Annotated in this window: 21 protein-coding genes and 3 tRNA genes; 8 read left to right on the top strand and 16 right to left on the bottom strand. The window is 71.6% G+C overall.

The genetic code is table 11. From position 1 onward, the window contains the following. Positions 1 to 54: 54 nt before the first annotated feature. The 8 genes from ACFQ53_RS13425 to ACFQ53_RS13460 form a co-directional block, all read right to left on the bottom strand. Positions 55 to 543: a hypothetical protein gene (locus ACFQ53_RS13425; RefSeq protein WP_377860480.1), complete on the bottom strand. Its 489-nt coding sequence runs from the start codon at positions 541 to 543 to the stop codon at positions 55 to 57. 2 nt (positions 544 to 545) lie between these two features. Next, positions 546 to 1,049, bottom strand: a complete 504-nt coding sequence (locus ACFQ53_RS13430; protein WP_377860482.1) for a hypothetical protein — start codon at positions 1,047 to 1,049, stop codon at positions 546 to 548. Positions 1,050 to 1,148: 99 nt separating this feature from the next. Then, on the bottom strand, positions 1,149 to 1,601 hold the full coding sequence (locus tag ACFQ53_RS13435; protein ID WP_377860484.1) for a hypothetical protein: 453 nt from the start codon (positions 1,599 to 1,601) through the stop codon (positions 1,149 to 1,151). A gap of 31 nt (positions 1,602 to 1,632) precedes the next feature. Next, positions 1,633 to 2,571 carry a DUF2637 domain-containing protein gene (locus ACFQ53_RS13440; protein ID WP_377860486.1) on the bottom strand — a complete coding sequence of 313 codons (939 nt, stop codon included), beginning with the start codon at positions 2,569 to 2,571 and terminating at the stop codon, positions 1,633 to 1,635. Then, on the bottom strand, positions 2,571 to 3,371 hold the full coding sequence (locus ACFQ53_RS13445; RefSeq protein WP_377860488.1) for a hypothetical protein: 801 nt from the start codon (positions 3,369 to 3,371) through the stop codon (positions 2,571 to 2,573). Before ACFQ53_RS13445 ends, ACFQ53_RS13440 begins: the two co-directional genes overlap by 1 nt. Positions 3,372 to 3,395: 24 nt before the next feature. Beyond that, entirely contained in the window at positions 3,396 to 5,246 is a 1,851-nt protein-coding gene (locus ACFQ53_RS13450) for a DNA polymerase (protein ID WP_377860490.1), read from the bottom strand. Further along, the gene (locus ACFQ53_RS13455) at positions 5,246 to 7,852 is read right to left on the bottom strand and encodes a hypothetical protein (RefSeq protein WP_377860492.1); all 2,607 of its coding nucleotides are present in this window, start codon (positions 7,850 to 7,852) and stop codon (positions 5,246 to 5,248) included. The genes ACFQ53_RS13450 and ACFQ53_RS13455 overlap by 1 nt, the downstream gene beginning before the upstream one ends. 94 nt (positions 7,853 to 7,946) lie before the next feature. Then, a complete protein-coding gene (locus ACFQ53_RS13460; RefSeq protein WP_377860494.1) occupies positions 7,947 to 8,171 on the bottom strand; it encodes a helix-turn-helix transcriptional regulator in 225 nt (74 codons plus the stop codon). Positions 8,172 to 8,307: 136 nt separating this feature from the next. On the opposite strand from ACFQ53_RS13460, the gene ACFQ53_RS13465 reads away from it, so the two are divergent. Further along, positions 8,308 to 8,916 (top strand): hypothetical protein, encoded by a 609-nt coding sequence (locus ACFQ53_RS13465; RefSeq protein WP_377860496.1) that lies wholly within the window; start codon positions 8,308 to 8,310, stop codon positions 8,914 to 8,916. A gap of 806 nt (positions 8,917 to 9,722) precedes the next feature. On the opposite strand, the gene ACFQ53_RS13470 is transcribed toward ACFQ53_RS13465, so the two are convergent. Together ACFQ53_RS13470 and ACFQ53_RS13475 are read right to left on the bottom strand one after the other, a co-directional pair. Continuing rightward, positions 9,723 to 10,103, bottom strand: a complete 381-nt coding sequence (locus tag ACFQ53_RS13470) for a hypothetical protein (RefSeq protein WP_377860498.1) — start codon at positions 10,101 to 10,103, stop codon at positions 9,723 to 9,725. Continuing rightward, positions 10,100 to 10,699, bottom strand: coding sequence for a hypothetical protein (locus ACFQ53_RS13475; protein WP_377860500.1), 600 nt, complete (start codon positions 10,697 to 10,699; stop codon positions 10,100 to 10,102). The genes ACFQ53_RS13470 and ACFQ53_RS13475 overlap by 4 nt, the downstream gene beginning before the upstream one ends. Positions 10,700 to 10,786: 87 nt before the next feature. Between ACFQ53_RS13475 and ACFQ53_RS13480 the strand changes: the two genes are divergently transcribed. Together ACFQ53_RS13480 and ACFQ53_RS13485 are read left to right on the top strand one after the other, a co-directional pair. Then, a complete protein-coding gene (locus ACFQ53_RS13480; protein ID WP_377860502.1) occupies positions 10,787 to 10,996 on the top strand; it encodes a helix-turn-helix transcriptional regulator in 210 nt (69 codons plus the stop codon). Then, a complete protein-coding gene (locus tag ACFQ53_RS13485; RefSeq protein WP_377860504.1) occupies positions 10,996 to 12,156 on the top strand; it encodes a tyrosine-type recombinase/integrase in 1,161 nt (386 codons plus the stop codon). Before ACFQ53_RS13480 ends, ACFQ53_RS13485 begins: the two co-directional genes overlap by 1 nt. Before the next feature lie 87 nt (positions 12,157 to 12,243). Here the strand turns inward: ACFQ53_RS13485 and ACFQ53_RS13490 are convergent. The 4 genes from ACFQ53_RS13490 to ACFQ53_RS13505 all read right to left on the bottom strand — a co-directional run bounded on the left by ACFQ53_RS13490 (position 12,244) and on the right by ACFQ53_RS13505 (position 13,881). Next, positions 12,244 to 12,319 (bottom strand) — tRNA-Phe (locus ACFQ53_RS13490). A gap of 96 nt (positions 12,320 to 12,415) precedes the next feature. After that, positions 12,416 to 13,438, bottom strand: coding sequence for an NADP-dependent oxidoreductase (locus ACFQ53_RS13495; protein WP_377860506.1), 1,023 nt, complete (start codon positions 13,436 to 13,438; stop codon positions 12,416 to 12,418). A 142-nt stretch (positions 13,439 to 13,580) separates the two neighbouring features. Continuing rightward, positions 13,581 to 13,654, bottom strand: a tRNA-Asp gene (locus ACFQ53_RS13500). 154 nt (positions 13,655 to 13,808) lie between these two features. Further along, positions 13,809 to 13,881, bottom strand: a tRNA-Glu gene (locus ACFQ53_RS13505). Between the two features lie 166 nt (positions 13,882 to 14,047). On the opposite strand from ACFQ53_RS13505, the gene ACFQ53_RS13510 reads away from it, so the two are divergent. From ACFQ53_RS13510 to ACFQ53_RS13520, 3 genes are read left to right on the top strand one after another with little or no spacing between them, the layout of a single operon-like run. Then, the gene (locus ACFQ53_RS13510; protein ID WP_377860508.1) at positions 14,048 to 15,112 is read left to right on the top strand and encodes an LLM class flavin-dependent oxidoreductase; all 1,065 of its coding nucleotides are present in this window, start codon (positions 14,048 to 14,050) and stop codon (positions 15,110 to 15,112) included. After that, a complete protein-coding gene (locus ACFQ53_RS13515; RefSeq protein ID WP_377860510.1) occupies positions 15,109 to 15,903 on the top strand; it encodes an NADPH-dependent F420 reductase in 795 nt (264 codons plus the stop codon). The genes ACFQ53_RS13510 and ACFQ53_RS13515 overlap by 4 nt, the downstream gene beginning before the upstream one ends. Beyond that, the gene (locus ACFQ53_RS13520; RefSeq protein ID WP_377860512.1) at positions 15,900 to 16,271 is read left to right on the top strand and encodes a metallopeptidase family protein; all 372 of its coding nucleotides are present in this window, start codon (positions 15,900 to 15,902) and stop codon (positions 16,269 to 16,271) included. Before ACFQ53_RS13515 ends, ACFQ53_RS13520 begins: the two co-directional genes overlap by 4 nt. 29 nt (positions 16,272 to 16,300) lie before the next feature. On the opposite strand, the gene ACFQ53_RS13525 is transcribed toward ACFQ53_RS13520, so the two are convergent. Both ACFQ53_RS13525 and ACFQ53_RS13530 read right to left on the bottom strand, forming a co-directional pair. After that, positions 16,301 to 16,996 (bottom strand): response regulator, encoded by a 696-nt coding sequence (locus ACFQ53_RS13525; RefSeq protein ID WP_377860562.1) that lies wholly within the window; start codon positions 16,994 to 16,996, stop codon positions 16,301 to 16,303. Then, complete coding sequence (locus ACFQ53_RS13530; RefSeq protein ID WP_249480920.1) at positions 16,993 to 18,189, bottom strand: sensor histidine kinase; 1,197 nt, start codon at positions 18,187 to 18,189, stop codon at positions 16,993 to 16,995. The genes ACFQ53_RS13525 and ACFQ53_RS13530 overlap by 4 nt, the downstream gene beginning before the upstream one ends. A gap of 204 nt (positions 18,190 to 18,393) precedes the next feature. Here ACFQ53_RS13530 and ACFQ53_RS13535 point away from each other — a divergent pair, with 204 nt between their 5' ends. Then, entirely contained in the window at positions 18,394 to 19,407 is a 1,014-nt protein-coding gene (locus tag ACFQ53_RS13535) for an ABC transporter ATP-binding protein (protein WP_377860515.1), read from the top strand. 2 nt (positions 19,408 to 19,409) lie between these two features. Next, positions 19,410 to 20,207, top strand: coding sequence for a hypothetical protein (locus ACFQ53_RS13540; protein WP_377860517.1), 798 nt, complete (start codon positions 19,410 to 19,412; stop codon positions 20,205 to 20,207). Positions 20,208 to 20,261 lie beyond the last annotated feature (54 nt).

A 20,261-nucleotide genomic window follows, 5' to 3' on the forward strand; every position in this document is an offset into this window, starting at 1 on the left:
CCGCCGTCGTGGCGGGCCGGGGCTTCCCCGTTCGACCCTGCGGTGCTGCGGCGTCTACGCCGACCAGGACCGGCGCTCGTCGCCGTCCTGCCCTTCCTCCCCGCCGTCGGCCTCCGGCTCGGAGGCCTCACCGACGGGCAGATCGGTGGCCGTGCCCGCAGCGCGCCCCTTGGGCTTGGGGCGGCGCTCCTGGCGGCCGGACTCGTCCTCGTCGCGCAGGCGCTCCAAGAGCCCCTCGTCGGCCCCGTCGACCAGGCCCTCGACGAAGGCCAGCAGCCGGGAGGAGCGCAGCTTCTCGTCGCGGTCCACGGCGACCTCGCGCTCCTCGCCCCTGACCCTGCGGACGTTGGGCACCTCGGGCTCGATCCCGAGCAGCTCGTACAGGCCCAGCACGGCCCTGGTGTGGGCGTCCCCGGCCAGCTTCTTGGCCTTCTCGATCTCCTTCTGCTCGGCCCTCTCCTCGGCGCGGGCCTCGGCCTCCGCCTCCTCGAGCCGGCGGCGCAGCTCGATGATCTTCGCGTCGCGCGCGTTGGTGCTCTTCATGATCAAATCTCCTTGTTCTCGTTGTTCTCGTTGGTGGTCTCGTCGTCCTTCGCCTCGGCCTCCGCAGCGGCAGCGGAGGGGATCACGCCATGCTTCTCGAGCAGCTCGGCGTACCAGTCGTCCATGTCGTCGTGGACGAACTCGTTCTCGCGCATCCAGTTCTTCAGCGGCGCGGTGCCGAACACCGGGAGCGGCGACGTGCGATGCTTGCTGACCCAGTGGATCGTGCCGCCCTTGACGCCGGACCTGGCGGTCACGAACCGCACACTGCGGTGCTCGCCGATGACGTACCAAACCTGCCCGACCTTCGGCCAGACCGTGTCGTCCTCGTAGGGATCGGGCCCGCGCACCTCCCGCTCGTCCGGAGCGGGAGCGGAGGGCGTGCGGGGCGTCGCCGGAGCGGCAGCGCAGGCGGCGGCTTCCGCCGCGAGGTGGCGGGTCCAGCCGGTGTCGTTGACGAGGCCGTCGTCGCTGACGCGGAACCCCTCGTCCTCGGTGGTGGCCATGGTGTTCTCCTTCGTGTTCGGTTCGGTGGTGGTTCGTGGTGCTCAACCGGGCTCCGCGCTCCGCGCGGGCCATGCTTGGCCGAAGGGCCGGAAGGCCCCTCAGGGGGTGGGGACGCTCGGGTGGGCGGCGAAGGCCTCGGGGTGCTGGGCGCGGGCCTCGGCGGCGCGCCTCTGGACGGTCCTCTTGCTCATGAGGACCCCGGCGTCCCGGAAGAGCCCGACGCGGTCCGCGGTGCCCGTCTCGCGGCCCTCACGGGCCCGCTGGGCGATCCAGTCGACCTGGCCCTCCCGGTCCCGCGGGAGCGGCTCCGGGGCCGTCAGGGGGCCGTCTGCGGCCTCGCGGTCGATGGTTCCGGGGTCGGCCAGCCCGGCGGGGCGGATCGTCCGTGCGGCGGCCTCCTGCGCACGGAGGCGGCGCAGCGCCTCGGCCCGGGCCTCCTCCTGCTCGGCCGCGCGGAGGATCTTGAGCTCGAGGCGGGCCTGGCGCGCCGCGTACCGGCGGCGGTTCGCCGCCATGCGCTTGAGGATCGTGGAGGGGCTGGTGCTGAACATGGTGGGTTCCTTTCGCTGGGGTTTCGGGTGCTCAGGCCGCGAAGGCCTCGGGGTCCTTCTTGCGGGCGGTCGTGAGCCGGTACTGCGCCGTGCGGTCCGTGAGGCCCAGCCGCTCGGCCACGACCTTCCAGGTGACCTCGCGGCCGGCCCTGGCCTCGTCGAGGATCCAGGCGACCTGATCGGCCGGTTCCGTCGGCGTCGGGGGCTCGGGGCGGACGACCTGGAGTCCTGCCGCGCGGTCCGCACCCTCGGTTGCGACGGGATCGTCCGCACCGGCCTCGTGGGTGCGGATGGCGTCCTCGCAGGCTGCGAGAGGGGCCTGCGAAGGGCCTTGCAGCAGGGCCTCGTCGAACCGCTCTTCAACAGCGGGCTCGCCAGCGGCCACCGCGGGCCCTGCGAGGGGCTCCGCAGCCGGTTCCGCAGGTTCCTCGACCAGGGTCGCCACGGGATCCGGCGCTGCGACCGGCGCGGCGGGGGCTGGGAGCGCCGACGGCAGGGCCTCGGCGGCCTGCTCGGCCTCTTCCTGCTCCTCGGCGGCCTCGTCCGCCTCCTCGGGCCCCGAGCGCGTCAGGAGGCAGACCAGGGCCTCGCTGGTGGTCAGCAGGGCCAGCGGGGGCAGCGTGCCGAGGAAGATCGCGAACGGCAGGCCGAGCCCGCGGGCCGGGTCGAACACCACGGCGATGTGGACGCCGTTGCAGACCAGGGAGACCGCCGCGAAGCCGATCAGCAGCACCCATGCGACGCCCTTGCTGCGGCGGTCGTGCAGCACGAACAGCAGCAGCATCCCGACGACGATCGCGCCGTCGACGATCACGGGCAGGCCGGCTGCGACCGCCGGGTTCGCACCCGTGCGGCCCATGAGGTCCTGCAGTGCGACGAAGGACATGCCGAACGCGGTGACCGTCAGGACGGCCACGAGGAGGATCGCAAGTCGGGTGGCCCACCTCGGGGCGCGGTTCGCAGTCTCCATCACAGGTCCTCCTGGTCCTTGGCCGGGGCGTCGAAGAGGAACTGGGCTCCGCGCAACCATCGGGTGACCTCCCGACGGCGGGCCTCCAGCCACGGGCTGTTCTCGCGGTCGCGCGGACGAGGACCGGTCAGGCCCTCGGCGATCGCGCACTTAAGGCAGCGGAGGACGTGCGTCTCGCGGTTGACCCACCACGACCCGCTCCGTACGGCCCCGCAGGAGTCGCACACGAGCGAAGGCGACGGCAACCGCACCTCTCCGTCGCGCCAGATCGCGACCCACGTAGTGCCCATGCCGTACCACCCGCCGGCGTCGTCGATCTCCACGCGCAGGCCGGGCTTGGTGCCGAGCTTGAGGAGCCCCTCGCGGTACTCGTCGCAGAGGCCGTACGGCTGGGCCACGATCGCGGCGGGGCTGCCGCCGCGCGTCCAGAGCGTCACGTGGTCGAGCCAATCCGACGTCGCCGTGTTGCCGAGCTCGATCCCCGCGGCGCTGAGGTCACCGAACCCGTGGTCGGGCGAGATCGCAGTGAGCTGATCACGCAAGTAGACGGACTTGCAGGCCGTGTCGGGGCACCGGACGCCCACCAGCCAGTGCAGGCACCAGTCGCGCTTCCTGGCCAGGCGCAGGTCATGGCCGATGGCCCAGTCCAGCAGGCGGTCCCGGGTGAACAGGTTGTTGTTCGCGCCGTAGGGCCACGTCTCGTTCGTGATGCCCGCCGATGCCGCGCGGGCATCGACACTGGCCCGGAGCTCGGGGTTCTCGCGGAGCTGGCGGTTGATCGGGATGTCGCGGATCTTCATGTCGATTCTCCTTCTCCTCGCCGCTCAGGCGGCGTTCGTGGTGGTGTCGGGGGCGGTGTGCCAGGTGCAATCGGCGTCGTCGCAGGTGGGCTGCTGGCGGTGCTCCCAGGCGATCTCGGGCCAGCCGGCGTGGTCGGTCCGGTAGCAGTCGGCCCAGTCCCTTCCGCGATCGCAGAGGCCGGCCAGGACCGGCACCTCGAGCGCCCCCTGCTCGATGAGGTAAGGGAACTGCAGGGCCCCCAGCACCGCGGTCTCGGCCTCGTCGGCCCGGGCCTCGGGGACGGAGAGGATGATCTCGTCGTGGATGATCGCCCTCAGGCACCGGAGCAGCCACGTCGGCAGGCGCAGGATGCCCTCCATGAGCAGGTCCCGCGCGGTGCCCTGCCCCATCGAGGCGGGGGCCTTCGTGTGCTCCTTGCCCGGCTCGACGCGCATGCGGCGTCCGAAGGCGTTCTCCAGGACCTGGCGACGGCCCTCGTCGCGGATGAACCGCTTGTAGGCGTCCAGCTTCGGGAACTGCACCGCCAGCGCCGTCAGCTGCGCCTCGGCCTCCGGCAGGGTGCAGCCGGCGTACTTGGCGAGCCCGGCGGCCCCCATGCCGTAGGAGGTCGCGTGCGTGATCGCCTTGGCCTCGCCCCGGCGGGGGTGGTGGCCGGCGCTGCGGTCCCAGCCGGACTCCCCGAAGACGGCGGCGGCCATCTCGTCGTGCAGGTCCTTGCCGGGCTCCAGGGCGGCGATGTAGCCCTCGTCCTGGCTGTGCACGGCCATGGCGCGGGCGTCGATCTGGGACAGGTCCGCCCCGATGAGCACGTCGCCCTCGTCGGGCAGCAGCAGCGCCCTCTCCAGGCCGTTCTTCCGGTCGCGCTTGCCGAAGACCGTCAGGCCGGGCTTCGTCACCGAGATCCTCCCGGAGCCCTGCTCGGCGCTGATGTGCGGGTGGACCCGCCCGTCGGCCTTCGTGCAGTCGTGGATCGTCCCGGCGACGGAGCGCTCCCCGTTCATCGAGCGCAGCACCATGCACAGCGACGCGAGCCTCTCGTTGCCCGGGTTCTCCTCGAGCACCCGGTCCAGCAGCTCCTTGCCGGTGCCGAAGTTGCCCTTGTCCGTCAAGGGAGGCTCGACACCGCAGTCGCGGAACGCCGCCTCCAGCGCGGTCTTCCCGGCCTTGGACAGCTGGGGCTTCTTGCCCGTGAGCGGGAGGCCGTAGCGCTCGTGCAGCTCCTGCTTGAGCGCCTCGACGCGTGCGTCCTGCTCGGCGATCAGACGTTCCGCCAGCGGCACGTCGACGCGGAACCCGTACTTCGAGATGCGGCTGAGCCGGTACATCACGTGGGTCTCGCGCCAGCAGTAGTCGTCGACCGCGAGACGCTTGCACAGCTCGCGCAGCAGTTCGACGTCCTCGAGCGCGTAGGCGAGGTAGTCGGGGTGGTCGACCGGGATGCGGTCGTAGCCGCCGTGCTCGCGGGCCAGCTTCTTCAGCACGGAGCCGTCACCGGAGGCGAGCTTGCCGCCGATGCCCATCCGCTTGCACACCGAGTCCAGGTCGTAGCGCTTGCCGTCGACCTTCGCCGGCAGCGGAGGGTCGTTCTGGCGAACCACGAGGAGGGTGTCCAGCACCCGGCCCTCCTCGACCAGGCGGGCCAGGTCGAGGCCGTGGTAGCGCTCGAGGGCGAGCAGGTCGAAGCCAAGGCCGTTGTGGGCCACCGCGAGGTCGGCGCTGTGGAGCAGCTCCACGAGACCGTCGATGTCGGTGGTCGTGTAGGCGTCGCCGCCGTTGACGGCCACGGAGGCGATCCGGACGAAGCCGGGGCCGTAGTCCCACAGCCTCTCGGCGTCTGCTGTCTCGAGGTCGAAGTAGACGATCGTCTTGCTCATCAGGCGTCCTCCTCTCCCAGCTCGGCGATGGTCTTGCCCCTCATGGGCGGCATCGCCCGGGGCACAGTGAGCTTGAAGCCCTTGCGGTCGGTGAACTCGATGACCTCGCCGGGGGCGGCACCGGCGGCCGGGCGCAGATCCGAAGACGGCGAAGGAGCGGACGTCGGCGCTGAGGCGACGGTGCTCGGGATCGGGGCCACGTTCGAGGGCAGCACGTCGATGACGTAGGCCTTGCCGCTGCCGTGCAGCTTCCCGTCGTGGCGGATCCGCAGGTCGCCGTACCACTTGGGGTGCTGGCCGTAGTAGGCCGACAGCCCGCGGGCGTCGAGCTCGTCCCAGGAGCGGCCATACGGCGGGGGCGCGTCGGGGTCGAGCTTGGCCTGCTTGATGACCTCGCCCGCGCCGAAGCGGGTGCCCGCCGGGAACGCCGACTCGACCCAGGTCCAGTGCTCGAGGTTGTCCACGGCCTCGCTGTCGGCGCTCTGCCGGACCTCCATGACGTTGCCGAGGAAGCCCTCCACGCCGGCCAGGTGGAGGATGCCGCCCAGCACCCGCTGCCACGTGGAGAACGAGGCGAAGCCGAAGGACCGCGGAGCCTCGGGCTGGCCGCGGTCGAACCAGGCGCGCACCATCGTCAGCACGGCGGCGAGGAGCTTCCCGCGCATCTGCGGGATCCAGACGCCGAGGTCGTGGCGGAAGTAGTCACGGTTCTCGAGGTCGGGGCGGTCGGAGGAGAGCCGGATCGGGACGACGCGGCGGGCCATGTCGCGGGGAACCTGGACGTTGTTTCCCAGGCCGAACCACGTGGCGAGGTTGGGCAGGCTTAGCATCCGCGTCTTGGCCAGCTCCCGGCCGCTGTAGACCTCCGCGGTCAGCGCCGCGCGCAGGGCGGCCGACTCCAGGCGGCAGGTGCCGTCCTCGTCCTGCACCTCGTCGAGGATGATCGAGTCCGCGCTGTCCAGCAGCGCCGCCGAGATCCGCTTGTCCATCTCCTCGTCGGACTTCGGGGTCGCCTGGGGCTTGGCGTGCGTGCCGAAGCAGATCTTGGAGATCGTGTCGACGGCACCGCCCTTGCCCACGCCGGGCTGGAGGCCGTCGAGTAGGAACAGCGGGGCGGGCCCGGTCATGGCGCGCACGGTCGGCGTGATCAGCGCGGCGAGGGCGTTGGCCTGGTCGGAGACGTCCTTGAAGACCCAGCCGTCATAGCCGCCAGCCCCGTCGGGGGCGAAGAGGTCGTCGCGCAGCAGCGACACGGCGTCCTTAAGGTCGGAGTCCGAGGGGTGCTCCGGGACCTCCAGACCGAGGACGTCCTCGGTCAGGTCGAGCACCATGCCGGTCTCCGCGTCGTAGCCGTTGGCGGCGTTGACCGTGCCGTCGGGGCGGACGACGGGGGTGCGGGTGACGCCCTGGAGCTGGGGGAGCTCGTTCCAGTGGTCGGCGACGATGCCGAGGAGGGCGTTGCCGAGCACGACCCGCTTGGGCTCGTTCTTGACCAGCGTGTAGGGGCAGGCGACGTTCAGCAGTTCCTTGTGCAGCCCGTGCATCCCGAGCTCGTTGGAGACCAGCGCGCCGGCGTCGTTGCGCTCGAGGCGCACCATGCCGCTGTTGCGCTTGAAGACGGTGGTGCCGCCGCGCTTCAGCGACAGCTCCTCGAAAAGGTCGAGCGTGACCTGGCGGGGGTCGGACCCGACGTCGATGCCGCGCCGGCCCTCGAAGGCACCCTCGTCGCTCAACACGGCCTCGAGGTCCTCCTCCGCGCGATCCTCGGCAAGCCGGGAGCGCAGCTGGTTCAGCTGCCGCTTGTCGAGGTCGGCCGGCTTGGCCTTGGAGTTCTTCACCCAGGCCTTGAGCAGGTTCCGCCGCTTCTCGTCGTCGGCGCACGCGGCCAGCAGGTCGTCGACCCCCTCCTTGCCAGCGCCGGGCAGACGGGCGAAGCGCGCGCTCTTGGCACCGAAGTCCTTGCACGCGTCGCCGAGGGCCTTCGCGCCGTCGAACACGCGGGGGTTGGACTTGGCGTCGGCGTCGGGGACGATCACGACGTCCTGGTCCAGGACCACGGACAGCTGCTCGGTCGGGGATCCGGGCTCGTCGCCGTCACCGGCGACCATCCACGACCAGATGCCGGCGATCCGGTAGATCGACCAGGTCTCGGGTGCCCAGGCCAGCGCGGCCAGGGCCTGCTTCACGCCCTCGACGATCAGCACCTTCTCCGGCGCGTCGACCTCACGCAGCGCGGAGAGCTTGACCGGGTTGTCGTTCCGCCCGGGAGAAACGTACTTGAGCACGTGCCCGTCGGCGTTCGTCACGCTGCCGGGCGCGGGCTTGACCTGGCCGGTCTCGGAGCCGTCGGGCTGGGTCATCGGGTAGACGATGGCGGGAAGCACGGCGTCGCCGTTGGCCTCGTAGATCCAGCGGGCCCATGCGGGCAGGTCCTCGGCAGCGTAGGCGGTGAACACGCCCTGCTCCGCGGCCACAGAGGCCGGGACGGCGCTGTCGGCGAGCTCGCGGGCGTGCTCGTCGGCGAGGTCGGAGTAGTCGCCGAGGTCGTCGACCTCGGGCTCGGACCACACGGGCTCGGCGTCGAGCTCGTCGTCGTATTCGAACATGGCGATGCCTTTCAAGCGTGCCTGGCGTACGAGCCGCTAACTCGCCAGGCGGATGGAAATGATCTGAAGGTCTAAGAGGGGGCAGAAGCCCTTTTCACGCGCTGACGGCGCGGTGGGCCAGCTCGGCCGCAGGACGCTCCTGAGCCGCCAGCCAGGCGAGCACGGTGCTCCGGCGGTACAGCACGGTGCGACCGGCCTTGATGTACGCAGGGCCCTCGCCGTTGTAACGGTCGAGCCGGAGAGTACGGACGGCCCGACGGAGGAGCTGTGCAGCCTCGGTCTCGTCGATGAAGTCGTCTTCGAACTCAAGATCAGTCATGGCGTTCCTTGTCGTGTCAGCGGTGGGAATGACTCCACTCTACACAAGATGCGCAGTAATGACAACACTAGGAACACCGAGTGCCGTGAACTGCCGCTTCGTACCTGTGTCAGAGCCGGGTAGTAGGCTCCCGGCCATGCCGATCACACCGATGACCGACCTCGCCGAGCGCGGGTGGTCCGTGACGCCAGAGCCGACATGGGACCTCCGCCTGCCCGATGGCACCGACACCGTCGAGCCGATCCCGGGCGTCGTGATGCCGACCTGGGTGCGGGCCGAGGGGCCGCTACAGTCCCTGCCCGCCGAAGCCGTTCAAGGAGCCACCGACTCCGAGGTGGAGGGGGTCCGGGTCGAGGTCGAAGCGGTCTACGACGCCAAGGCGGGCCGGTACAGGTTGCGCGGACTCTCGATCACCGCTTCGGACGCAGGGGAGGTCACGGGGGTGCTGCTGCGCCGCATCGCGCCGCTGAGCATCCTGCGCTGGGTGCTACCCAGGGTGTTCGACACCGACGACGCGGCGCTCACGCCCTCGGTCGCATCGTTCGTCGCTCCCGAGATGGACACGCTCAGGGAATCAGCAGAGCAGGAGCGGCCAGCCCCGACCGTCCAGGACGCGGCCACCATCTACCGCCTCGCCGAGGTCGTGAGGGAGCCGCCGGCGAAAGCCGTGGCCACCGCGCTCGGGCTGCAGGCACGCACGGCCACCAACTGGATCAAACGGGCGAAGGCGCAGGGACTCCTGTAGCTCTCCGGACGGGAGAGCAGGAGAGCAAGGGCGACAGGAAGCTCTCCGCGTGCTCTCCAGGCGTCTGGCCCGGAAGTCCGGGGATCGCAGCGCGTGGGGAGAGTCGGGAGAGCAGGAGAGCATGACCCGGCCGACGGGCCCCACACGCGTGTGCGTGTTTTTTTTTGGGGTGTGTGCGCCATCCGCGTATGCAGAAAAAACACACACGGTCATGCACGTCGGACTCTCAAACGTGCTCTCCGTGCTCTCCACAGGTCGTTCGCCCCGGAATCTCATGGATCACGGCGGAGAGCAGGGTGCTCTCCGTCTGCTCTCCTGCTCTCCGCCGGCCGACCTCAGGCCGCACGAGCGAACGACCTCGGTCTGCCCCTGGGCGGATGCTTCGGTCCACCCCGATTTTCCGTGATCTACCTCGATTGACGCAGATAGTCGCTACCTGGTAAGCTGGTCGCTGGAAACACTTTCAAGTTCACCTGGTATATGAGCCGCTAACTCGCCGGGTGGATGGGAATGATCGAGGTGGGCCCCGGCTGCGAAGCCGGGGCCCTTCGTCTGTCTGCGCTCATCCCTCCCGCCGACCGCCGGGGACGAGAGGTAGAAATCCTCTGTGCTGCCTGTGGCCCGCGCCACGCCGCTCCGCCCGGCCTCGCCCGGCACATCCCTCCCGCCCCTCCTCCCTGAGGCAACCCGCGAGCGGAGCGAGCGGACTGGCCTTCCCCGGCCGGAGGCCGGGCCTAGCCTGAGGGGCTGCAGGCCCCGGCGGCCGGAGGCCGATCGGCGGCCCCGCTCCACCGGTCGGACCGTCCTCAGCCCTCTTGCCCGCCGCCTGCGTCGCCCTCTTCCGCGTCCGGGTCCACGCCCAGCATCCTCAGCCGCTCCCGTGCCAGGCCCCTGGAGAACGGCGTGCTGTCGGGCGCGCGCAGGTCCTCCCAGGACCCTTCGATGAACTCTTTGCGCTTGACGGGGTCCCGCACCTCCATGAACCGGCGCGGGCGCGCTTCCGCCTCGATCCTCTCGACGTCCTCGCCCAGCATGCGCAGGATCTCCCGCGCCCTCTCCTTGGAGGCCTCCGTGGCGTCCGGGTCGCCCAGCCGGCTCCGCGCCTTGTCGAAGAGCCGCCAGTACGTAGCCTGATCGACGACGATCGGGTCGTCGCCCTGGTTCGTGGAGCCCTCGTCCGTGGTCACCGCTCCTCCTCGTCGATGGCCGTCCGCACCTCTTGCACCAGGATCCGCGTGACGCGGCCCCGTGCCTGCGGCGTGGAGTCGTCGCCCGCCCTGCGCGCCGCCTCGGCGTCCAGGGCGTGCCCCCACAGCCGCTCGGCCCATCGCTGCAGCCGCTCTGGCGTGATCCCCAGCCTCTTCGAGGCGCGCTGCTCGGCCAGGCTCGGCTCGCCCTCGTCCGCTCCGCCCTCCCAGTCGGACGCCTCGGGCACGTCGTCCGGGGATAGCGCGAGCTCCGCGCCGGCGAGGACGCGGTCGAACCACTCCCGCCTGACCGGGTTCCGTCGGCGGTTGCCCAGGTACACGGCCTCGGCGTCGCCGAGCAGGTCGGAGAGCGTGTGCGGCCTCCCGGTGAGGCCCTGCAGGGCCAGCGCCAGGTGGAGCAGCGTGGTCAGGCCCAGCGAGGCGGTGCCCTGCTCGATGTTGCGCACGCTCGAGGCGGACCACGTCGCCCCGTACGGGCGCGCCAGCCCCGCGACGCGGTCCAGCGTCGCCCCGTGCTCGGCGCGCGTCCTGGCGGCGTAGGAGCCCACGGCCTCGTTCAGCGTCACGGTCGTCATCCCCACAGATTACAGCGTTTGCAAAATGATTGGAGCAACCCCTACTATCGTCCACAAGTGCTAGAACGTGTACATCAGGAGGTACGCATGACCACGACCGCCGCGGCGCTCACGCCGTCGAAGCTGCTCACCGTGGACGACCTGTCCGAGCAGCTGGGCATCTCCGCCTCGTCGATCTACCGCATGAGGTCGCTGGGCGAGTCCCTGCCCCGCGCCCTGAAGATCGGCTCCTCGGTCCGCTGGCGTCAGGCCGACGTCGACGCCTGGGTGGAGAGGTGCCTCGAGGAGGGGGCCTGATGCCCCGTCCCAGGCAGGAGATCGGCACCTACGGGAAGATCAGCACCGTCGAGCTGTCCGGAGGGGGGCGCTGGCGGGCGCGCACCCGGTACCGCTTCGCCGACGGCAAGTCCCGACTGGTCGAACGCACGCGCCCGACGGCGGCGAAGGCCGAGGCCGCGCTCAAGAGGGCCCTGCTGGACGTGGAGGCGGCGCGCGGCGACATGCTCAAGCCGACGACGACGCTCAAGGCCCTCGGTGCGCTCTTCTTGGACCACAAGCGCGACATGGGCCGCTCCGACGGCACGCTGGAGACCTACGGCTACGCCGTCGGCGCGCACATCGTCCCCCGACTGGGCGACCTCACGATCGCCGAGGCGACGCCGTCGCGCCTGTCCACCTTCCTCAACGCGACCAGCCGCGACTCCGGGCCCGGAGCGGCGAAGAACTGCCGCTCGGCCCTGTCGGGGATGATGGCACTGGCGGTGTCCAACGGGGCGGCCGACCGAAATCCCGTCCACGACGTCGAACGGCTCTCCCGGCCGAGGGGGAAGAAGGGGTCCTCCGCCATCGCGCCCGAGGATCTGCCCGCCCTCATGCGGGCGATCCGCGCGACTCCCTCCCTCGTCGAGCAGGACACCGTGGAGCTCTTCGAATTCATGCTCGCCTCCGCATGGCGGGTCGGAGAGGCGTGCGCCCTGGACGTCTCCTCCGTCGACTTCGAGGCGTCCACCGCGACCGTCGAGGCGACCAACGTCCGCGTGAAGGGCAGGGGGATCGTCCGCCAGGGAGTGCCCAAGACGGACTCCTCGGCGAGGACCACCCCGCTGCCGAGGGCCACCACCGACCTGCTGGCGCGCCGCCACGAGCGCCTGAAGGCCGAGACGAACCTGCTGTTCCCGACCGTGCTGATGCGCCTGCGCGACCCGTCGAACACGCAGCGCGAGCTGCGCGAGGTCCGCGAGGGCCTGGGATACCCGAAGCTGTCCACCCACACGTTCCGCAAGACGGCGGCGACCATGCTGGACCGGGCCGGGATGTCGGCCACGGAGATCGCGGCCTACCTCGGCCACGCGAACCCGTCCCTCACCCAGGACGTCTACATGAACACTCTGGCGGGCGACACCCGGGCCGGCTCGGTCATGGCGGAGGCGCTGTCCGGCGTCATCCAGTCGGGCTGAAAGTGATGGGTAGATGATGGGCCGCCAACCTCGTCCCGGCCCACGGAACGACGAAACCCCCGGCTGACCGGGGGTTTCGTGTCCTGCTGGTGGCTCCGACCGGCGTCGATCCGGTGACCTTTCGATTTTCAGTCGAACGCTCTACCAACTGAGCTACAGAGCCGTGATCGCCGAGGGCGACCGACGACAAGGCTAGCAGTCGGCGTGCGGTGCTCCCAACCGGACGGCGCGGGTGAGAGGCATGCCACGGGGCGGCGCGTCAGGAGACCTGCACGATCGTCTTCCCGAGGTTCGCGCCGCGCAGCATCCCCAGGAAGGCGTCGGGGGCGCTGTCGAGTCCCTCGTGGATGTCCTCGAGGTAGCGGACCTGCCCGCTCGCGACCCAGCCGGTCATGTCCCGCAGGAAGTCCTCGAACATCGTGGGCGCGAACTCGCGCTGGATGAAGCCTCGCAGCGTCAGGCTCTTGCGCAGCACCGCTCCCATCAGCTCGCCGCTGCGGTCCGGCCCCTCGGGGAGGGCGGTCGCGTTGTAGCTCGCGGCGAGGCCGCACACGGGCACGCGCGCGAACTCGTTGAGGTGGGGGAGCACGGCGTCCCAGACGGCGCCGCCGACGTTCTCGAAGTACACGTCGATGCCGTCGGGCGCGGCGTCGGCGAGGCGGGCGCCGAGGCCGGGTGCCCGGTGGTCCAGCGCGGCGTCGAATCCGAGCTCCCGCATGCGCTCGACCTTGCGCTCGCCGCCGGCGATGCCCACCGCGCGCGCTCCGAGGACCCGTGCGATCTGTCCCACGGCCGAGCCCACCGGTCCGGTGGCCGCGGCCACAGCCACGGTCTCCCCGGGCTGCGGCCGGCCGATCGCGAGCAGCCCCGCGTAGGCGGTGAAGCCGGGCATCCCCAGCACGCCGAGCGCGGTGGTGACCGGTGCGCTCGCGGGGTCGAGTCGACGCAGGCCCTCCGCCGCCTCCACGCTGTACTCCTGCCAGCCGCCGTAGGAGAGCACCGTGTCGCCGGCGCTGAATCCGTCGGCGGCGGACTCCACGACCTCCGACACGGTCGCGCCCACGATCACGTCCCCGATCTCCATGGGGGCGGCGTAGGACTCGGCGTCGCTCATGCGCCCGCGCACGTACGGGTCGAGCGAGAGGAACCGTGTGCGCAGGAGGACCTGTCCCTCGGCGGGGGAGGGGACGTCCACCATGTCGTGCTGGTAGTCCGCGTCCGTGGGCTCTCCGTGCGGGCGCGCGGCGAGGCGGATGCGGTGGTTCTGGAGGTGCGTGCTCATCCTTCGACCCTAGGACGCGCGCGCCGCTCGTGGGCCACCAGCGGGTGACGGCGGGAGATGGCTCTCGACGTCCGGATGCGGACGTGACGGCCGAGACGGCGAGAGGCCCCGGAGCATCTGCTCCGGGGCCTCTCGTGCGGGGCGACCCTGACCGGGCTTGAACCGGCGACCTCCGCCGTGACAGGGCGGCACTCTAACCAACTGAGCTACAGGGCCATTCTCGTCGTCCGCGCTCTCGCGTTTCCGACCTGGACAACTCTACCGGACCTTTTCCGGGCCCTCGACCACTCGGCCTGTGAAACACCTCGCAGTGCCCGTTCCCGGTGCTCGCGGCGGTGGTCCCGACCCCGGATCCGGAGCCGTCCAGTCGTACCCCCAACGGGATTCGAACCCGTGTCGCCGGCGTGAAAGGCCAGTGTCCTGGGCCGCTAGACGATGGGGGCCCGGGGGAAGCATACCGATCGCCCCGCGACGGCCGCGACCGCCTTCCGGGGCGATGCGGCGTACGCGACATCGAGGGTGCTGAGGGAAGAAGCGGCCCCGCGAAATAGTTGACCTCTCAACGAACCGGCATCAGGTTGGGATCCCGCGGCACGAGGAGGAGAGCACATGGACCGGATCACGCTCGGCGTCGACACCTTCGGGGACGTCATGGTCGATGAGAAGGGACGGACCCTCGGCGAGGCCGCGTCGCTCCGGCACGTCCTCGAGGAGGGGATCATCGCGGACCAGACGGGGCTCGACGTCTTCGCCGTCGGCGAGCACCACCGCGACGACTACGCGATCTCCGCCCCGGAGACCCTGCTCGCGGGCCTCGCCACGCGCACGCAGGACATCCATCTCTCGAGCGCCGTCACGGTCCTCAGCTCCGACGATCCCGTGCGCGTCTACCAGCGCTTCGCGACCGTGGACGCCCTCTCCGAGGGACGCGCCGAGGTCATCCTCGGCCGCGGGTCGTTCACCGAGTCCTTCCCGCTGTTCGGGTACTCCCTGGAGGACTACGAGGTGCTCTTCGAGGAGAAGCTCGGCATGTGGATCGAGCTCATGAAGGAGCAGCCCGTCACCTGGTCCGGTAGCACGCGTCCCGGCCTGCAGGATGCGCAGGTCTATCCGCGCACCGACCACGAGGGCGGCATCCCCACTTGGATCGGCGTGGGCGGCTCCCCGCAGTCCGTCGTGCGCGCCGCCGCCCACGGCCTGCCGCTCATGCTCGCGATCATCGGTGGCGAGCCCCAGCGCTTCGCCCCGTACGTGGACCTCTTCCACCGCGCGGCCGACCAGCTCGGGGTGGCGCGGCAGCAGGTCGGCATGCACTCCCACGGGCACATCGCCGCCACCGACGAGCAGGCCCGCGAGGAGTACTGGCCCGCGTACCGGGCCCACAACGCCCGCCTCGGCGCCGAGCGCGGCTGGCCGGCCATGACCGAGGAGCACTTCCTGCAGGAGGTCGAGCACGGGGCGCTGTACGTGGGCTCTCCCCGCACGGTCGCCGAGAAGATGGTGCGCAACATCCGCGCCCTGGACGTCCAGCGCTTCGACTTCATCTACACCGCGGGGCAGAGCCTGCCCTCGCTGCGCCGCCAGTCCGTCGAGCTCTACGGGTCGCAGGTGGTGCCGATGGTCCGCGAGATGCTCGCCGGGTCCGAGCGATCGGGCGAGGACGGGGCGGCATGAGCGCGGACAGCGCAGGGTCCTCCGCGCCGATCCGCACCCTCGGGATCCTCGGCGCGGGGAAGGTGGGCACGGTTCTCGCCCGCCGCGCGCTCGAGGCCGGGTACGAGGTGCTGATCTCCGGATCCGGGGACCCGGCGGCGATCGCCCTGATCACCTCGGTGCTCGCCCCCGGTGCGCGTGCGGTGCGCCCCGAGGAGGCCGCTCGCGACGCCGACGCCGTGATCCTCGCCCTGCCCCTGGGCAGGTTCCGCGAGCTGCCGGCGGACGCCCTGCGCGGCGCGCTCGTGATCGACGCGATGAACCACTGGTGGGAGACCGACGGCATCAGCGAGGAGCTCGGCGGACCGGCCGCCTCCACGAGCGAGCTCGTCCAGGAGCATCTGGCGGAGTCTCACGTCGTGAAGGCGCTGAACCACATGGGCTACCACGACCTCGACGAGAGGGCTCGCCCCGCCGGGGCACCCGATCGCCTCGCGATCGCGATCGCGGGAGCCCCGGCGGACGCCGACCGGACCGCGCGCATCGTCGACGCCCTCGGCTTCGACCCGCTCCTCATCGGCGACCTGCGCAGCGGCGTGCGGCTGCAGCCGTTCGCCGGTGCCTTCGGCGCGGCCGCCGACCGGGAGGAGCTCGCGCGCATCGTCGACGAGTTCCCCCGCACCGAGCGCGGACGCGAGGTGCTCGCCGCGCTCGATGCCGCCGCGCTCGATGCCGCAGCGCTCGATCCCGCCGCGCTCGATGTCGCCCCGGGCGGCACGGGCACAGGCCGCAATGGTTCGATGAGCGCATGATCGCCATCACCCGCGAGGACTTCGAGGAGGCCGTCGACGACGCCCTCGACTCGCTCCCGGACGAGACCGCGCGCCTGATCGCCGAGTCGAACGTCGTGATCCTCATCGAGGAGGAGCCCGATCCCGCGCGCGACGGCCGCCAGGCCACCGAGCTGCTGGGCATCTACCACGGCATCCCGCTGGACCAGCGCAGCGTCTTCGACAGCTACATCGAGCCCGATCGGATCCTCATCTTCCGCGGGCCCCTGCAGCGCGTGAGCGCGAGCCGCGAGGCGCTCGTCGCCGAGATCCGGGTGACCGTGCTCCACGAGCTCGGCCACCTGTTCGGTCTCTCCGAGTCGCGTCTGCACGAGCTCGGCTGGGGCTGAGCCGTCGGCGCCGCTCTCGGGCGGAGCCCTCACTCGGGGGCGTCGAGCCCGTCGCTCAGCCCGGCCTCGTGGGCGATGATCGCGATCTGCACGCGGTTCGAGCAGTCGAGCTTCGCGAAGATCTTCGACACGTGCGCCTTCACGGTGGCCTCGCTCATGAACAGGCGCTCGCCGATCTGCGCGTTCGACAGCCCGGCGCCGACGGCCCCCAGCACCTCCGTCTCGCGCTCGGTGAGCTGATCCAGGCCGTCGTGCTCGGCGCTGCGCGTCCCGGGATTGGACTGCGAGAAGTGCGAGAGCATGCGCCGGGTGACCGTGGGAGCGAGCATCGCGTCCCCCTGGGCGACCACGTGCACGGCGCGGATCAGGTCCTGCGGGGGAGTGTCCTTGAGCAGGAACCCGCTGGCCCCGGCCTCGAGCGCCTCGAAGACGTACTCGTCCATGTCGAAGGTCGTGAGCATGATGATCTTCGGCGGCTCCGACTGCGCGCACACCGCCCGCGTCGCGGCGATGCCGTCCATGCCCGGCATCCGCACGTCCATCAGCAGCACGTCGGGCCGGTGCTTCTGCACGAGCGTGACCGCCTGATTGCCGTCGGACCCCTCGCCGACGACCTCGATGCCCGGATCCGCGCCCAGGATCATCGCGAGGCCCGCCCTCACCAGCGAGTCGTCGTCGACCAGGGCGATCCTCTTCACCCCGGTGCTCGCCGGGCTCTCGTTCATCCCTGCGGAATCGGCCACGGGATCACCGCCTTCACCTCGAAACGTCCGTCGTCCGTGGGGCCCGACGTGATCGTGCCGCCGGCATGCGTCACCCGCGTCTCGATGCCCGAGAGACCCATCCGCGCCCCGGGCAGATCCGTCGTGAACCCCTTCGGGAGCACATTACTGATCTCGATGAGCAGGTCGTCGCCCGGCTCGCCGATCAGCGCGATCCGCGCCCGCGTGTGCCGGGCGTGCTTGTGGATGTTCGTCAGCCCCTCCTGCACCACCCGGTAGGCCGTGCGCGCGAGGGCGTCGGGGACCGGGTCGTCGATGAAGTCGAACAGCTCCACCTGCACCCCGGCCTCCTTCGTCGACTCCACGAGGCGCCGCACGTCCTCCCAGGTGGGCTGCGGGTTCAGCGGGGCGGCCTCCTCCTCGCCGCGCAGCACGCCGAGCACCTCGCGCAGCTCGGAGAGGGCGTCGGCCGCGGTCTGACGGATCAGCCCGGCCGAGCGCGAGACCTCCTCGCGCTCGAGGTTCTGGTTGACCTCGAGCGCGCCGGCCTGCAGCGCGACCAGCGAGATCTTGTGCGCGACGATGTCGTGCATCTCCCGGGCGATGCGCGTGCGCTCGGCACGCCGGGCGTCCTGCTCGGCCGTCGACCGGCGGTGCTCGGCCTCCTCCGCGCGCGCCGTGAGCTCCGCGAGCAGGTCGGCGCGGGCCCGCAGGTACATCCCGACGACCGCCGCGATCGCCGCGACCAGGCCGCTCACCAGCGCGCCCGCCACCGCGGGGCGCAGCGGGTTCGCGAGGTGGGGGAGCACGCCCGTGAGCACAGCGAGGGCCATCGCCCCGAGCGGCTGCCAGCGTCCCCGCAGGCGTCCGGCGAGCGCGAAGGAGGCGATCGCGAGCACCACCTGGGAGGCGCCCAGCACGTTGACCACGAGCACGAGCGGCAGCAGCCAGCGCCAGGTGCGGCGGCGCGCGAGCAGCGCGAGCCCCGCGAGGACGCCCACCCCGATCGCGACCGGGTCGTCGCCGTGGCTGAAGGGCACGTGCCAGACGGCGCGCCCGACCCCCTCGGCGAGCACGGCGATCACGAGCACGACATCGACCCAGACGTGCCCGATCCATCCGGCGCCGTCGCGGTCGCGGACCTCGGCCCCGGCCCCGCGCGCGGCGCGCTCGTCCGATGCCGCCCGCCGCCTCATCCGCACTCCTCCATCGGGCCACTGTAACCAGGGCCGACGGCGCCTCCGGCCGGGAGCGCGCCGGTCCGACCGGCTGGGGAGCGACGGTCCCGTCCGGCCGTACCTTCGGTCGACCCCGCGCCGTCGTGCGAGGCGACCAAAGTCGGTCGCCGGCGGACCCGCGGGAGGATCCGCGCCCGGCCCCTCGACCGACAGGGTGGAGCCATGACCACCACCAGCACCCCCACCGAGGCTCGCGGCACCGAGCCCGCAGGGACCCGTCGGAGCGACGCGAGCGTCGACCTGCGCATCGAGTCCCTGCGCAAGACCTACGGAGAGCAGACGGCCGTCGACGGCCTCGACCTGCTGTGCGAACCCGGCACGGTGACCGGCTTCCTCGGCCCCAACGGCGCCGGGAAGTCCACGACCCTGCGGATCCTCACCGGCCTCGCCGAGGCCGACTCGGGCACGGCGCTCGTGGGCGGCATGTCCTTCCGGACGATCCCGCAGCCCGGCCGCGTCATCGGCGTCATGCTCGACGCGCGCACCCTGCACCCCGGCCGCACCGGCCTGGAGACCCTGCGCCTGGCGGCCCGCACCTGCGGCATGCCCGCCTCCCGCGCCGACGAGGTCCTGGAGATGGTGGGCCTGTCCGGGGCCGGCCGCAAGCGCGTGCGCGGGTACTCCTACGGCATGCGGCAGCGGCTCGGCATCGGCGTCGCCCTCATCGGCGACCCCGCCGCGCTCATCCTCGACGAGCCCGCGAACGGCCTGGACCCCGAGGGTATCCGCTGGATGCGCCGGCTCCTGCGTTCCTTCGCCGACGCCGGCGGCACCGTGCTGCTCTCGAGCCACCAGCTCGCCGAGGTGCAGGCCACCGTGGACCGCGTCGCCATGATCGCCCACGGCCGGCTCGTCGCCGAGGGCAGTCTCGAGGACGTCACCGCCCAGGGCGGCACCCGCGTCGCGGCCCTCGACCCCGGGGCCCTGGGCCGCGCGGTCGAGGCCAGCGGCGTCGGCGCCACCCGCGGCAGCGACGGCTCCTTCACCCTCGCCCTCGAGCCGGCCGACGTCGGCCGGCTGGCCCTCGAGCACGGCCTCGTCCTCACCGAGCTGCAGCGTCTGAGCGACGGCTCCCTCGAGGACGTCTTCTTCTCCCTCACCGAGGACGGCCAGGCGCCGCGCCCCGCCCCGGCGACTGTCGCAGCCGCCGCACCGACCACCTCCCAGGAGGCCTGATCATGACCACCGCATCCTCTGCGCTCGCCACCGCCGGCACCTCCGCCGGCGCCTCCGGCCCCGGCACCTTCCGACCGCTGCTCGACCTGCGCCAGGTGCTCGACACCCTGGCCATGCGCATCCTGCTCATCGTCAGCGCCGTCGCCGTGCTCGGCATGGCCCTGCTCTCGACCGCGCTGCAGCCGCTGCTCCTCGAGGACTCGCCGGTGATCGCCTACGGCTCGATTGTCGCCGTCGGCCTCGTCCTCGGCGTCGTCCTGCCCGTGCTCACGGTGCTCACCGTGGTCGGGGAGTGGCCCGGCGCGATCCAGCAGACCTTCCTGCTGCGCCCGCGCCGCACCGGCGTGCTGCTGTCCAAGGTCGTCGCCGCGCTGATCATCGCGCTCGTCGTCACCGCGATCGGCCTCGGCGCCGCGCTGGGACTCGCCTCTCTCGTGGGCGCCATCTCGGGTGATGGGTCCACGTTCGAGAACGTCGGCAGCATGCTGCGCAGCACCGGCCTCGAGCTCCTGCTGGGCACCCTGTTCGCCGCCGGATGCGCGGCCCTGCTGCAGGGCACCGCGCTCGCGATGGTGATCTCGGTCGTGCTGCCCTTCGTGGTCACCGTCGCGACCTCCATGGTGGCCGTCCTCGGCTCGGAGACCGTCGCGGAGGTCATGCGCTACGTCGACCTCACGAGCTCCGCGGACACCCTCGCCCGCGGCGACGTGACCGCCTCCGCGATCGGCGCGATCGTGCTGCTGATCCTCATCCCGCTCGTCGCCGGCGGCGTGCGCTGGGCCCGCCGGGAGATCGGCTGACCCGGCGTCCGAAAGGCCCGTCTGAACGGGCTTCCGCGGGTGCCCGCCCCTAGG

The sequence above is a fragment of the Brachybacterium sp. NPDC056505 genome, assembly GCF_042794925.1.
In the GTDB taxonomy this organism is placed as follows: Bacteria; Actinomycetota; Actinomycetes; order Actinomycetales; family Dermabacteraceae; genus Brachybacterium; species Brachybacterium kimchii.

Bases quoted from the DNA above. Each gene is read 5' to 3' on its own strand.
- ACFQ53_RS13455 (WP_377860492.1), bottom strand. From the start codon at position 7,852: ATGTTCGAATACGACGACGAGCTCGACGCCGAGCCCGTGTGGTCCGAG.
- ACFQ53_RS13445 (WP_377860488.1), bottom strand. From the start codon at position 3,371: ATGAAGATCCGCGACATCCCGATCAACCGCCAGCTCCGCGAGAACCCC.
- ACFQ53_RS13525 (WP_377860562.1), bottom strand. From the start codon at position 16,996: ATGAACGAGAGCCCGGCGAGCACCGGGGTGAAGAGGATCGCCCTGGTC.
- ACFQ53_RS13480 (WP_377860502.1), top strand. From the start codon at position 10,787: ATGACCACGACCGCCGCGGCGCTCACGCCGTCGAAGCTGCTCACCGTG.
- ACFQ53_RS13435 (WP_377860484.1), bottom strand. From the start codon at position 1,601: ATGTTCAGCACCAGCCCCTCCACGATCCTCAAGCGCATGGCGGCGAAC.
- ACFQ53_RS13465 (WP_377860496.1), top strand. From the start codon at position 8,308: ATGCCGATCACACCGATGACCGACCTCGCCGAGCGCGGGTGGTCCGTG.
- ACFQ53_RS13430 (WP_377860482.1), bottom strand. From the start codon at position 1,049: ATGGCCACCACCGAGGACGAGGGGTTCCGCGTCAGCGACGACGGCCTC.
- ACFQ53_RS13485 (WP_377860504.1), top strand. From the start codon at position 10,996: ATGCCCCGTCCCAGGCAGGAGATCGGCACCTACGGGAAGATCAGCACC.
- ACFQ53_RS13530 (WP_249480920.1), bottom strand. From the start codon at position 18,189: ATGAGGCGGCGGGCGGCATCGGACGAGCGCGCCGCGCGCGGGGCCGGG.
- ACFQ53_RS13515 (WP_377860510.1), top strand. From the start codon at position 15,109: ATGAGCGCGGACAGCGCAGGGTCCTCCGCGCCGATCCGCACCCTCGGG.
- ACFQ53_RS13450 (WP_377860490.1), bottom strand. From the start codon at position 5,246: ATGAGCAAGACGATCGTCTACTTCGACCTCGAGACAGCAGACGCCGAG.
- ACFQ53_RS13540 (WP_377860517.1), top strand. From the start codon at position 19,410: ATGACCACCGCATCCTCTGCGCTCGCCACCGCCGGCACCTCCGCCGGC.
- ACFQ53_RS13535 (WP_377860515.1), top strand. From the start codon at position 18,394: ATGACCACCACCAGCACCCCCACCGAGGCTCGCGGCACCGAGCCCGCA.
- ACFQ53_RS13475 (WP_377860500.1), bottom strand. From the start codon at position 10,699: ATGACGACCGTGACGCTGAACGAGGCCGTGGGCTCCTACGCCGCCAGG.
- ACFQ53_RS13510 (WP_377860508.1), top strand. From the start codon at position 14,048: ATGGACCGGATCACGCTCGGCGTCGACACCTTCGGGGACGTCATGGTC.
- ACFQ53_RS13440 (WP_377860486.1), bottom strand. From the start codon at position 2,571: ATGGAGACTGCGAACCGCGCCCCGAGGTGGGCCACCCGACTTGCGATC.
- ACFQ53_RS13425 (WP_377860480.1), bottom strand. From the start codon at position 543: ATGAAGAGCACCAACGCGCGCGACGCGAAGATCATCGAGCTGCGCCGC.
- ACFQ53_RS13520 (WP_377860512.1), top strand. From the start codon at position 15,900: ATGATCGCCATCACCCGCGAGGACTTCGAGGAGGCCGTCGACGACGCC.
- ACFQ53_RS13495 (WP_377860506.1), bottom strand. From the start codon at position 13,438: ATGAGCACGCACCTCCAGAACCACCGCATCCGCCTCGCCGCGCGCCCG.
- ACFQ53_RS13460 (WP_377860494.1), bottom strand. From the start codon at position 8,171: ATGACTGATCTTGAGTTCGAAGACGACTTCATCGACGAGACCGAGGCT.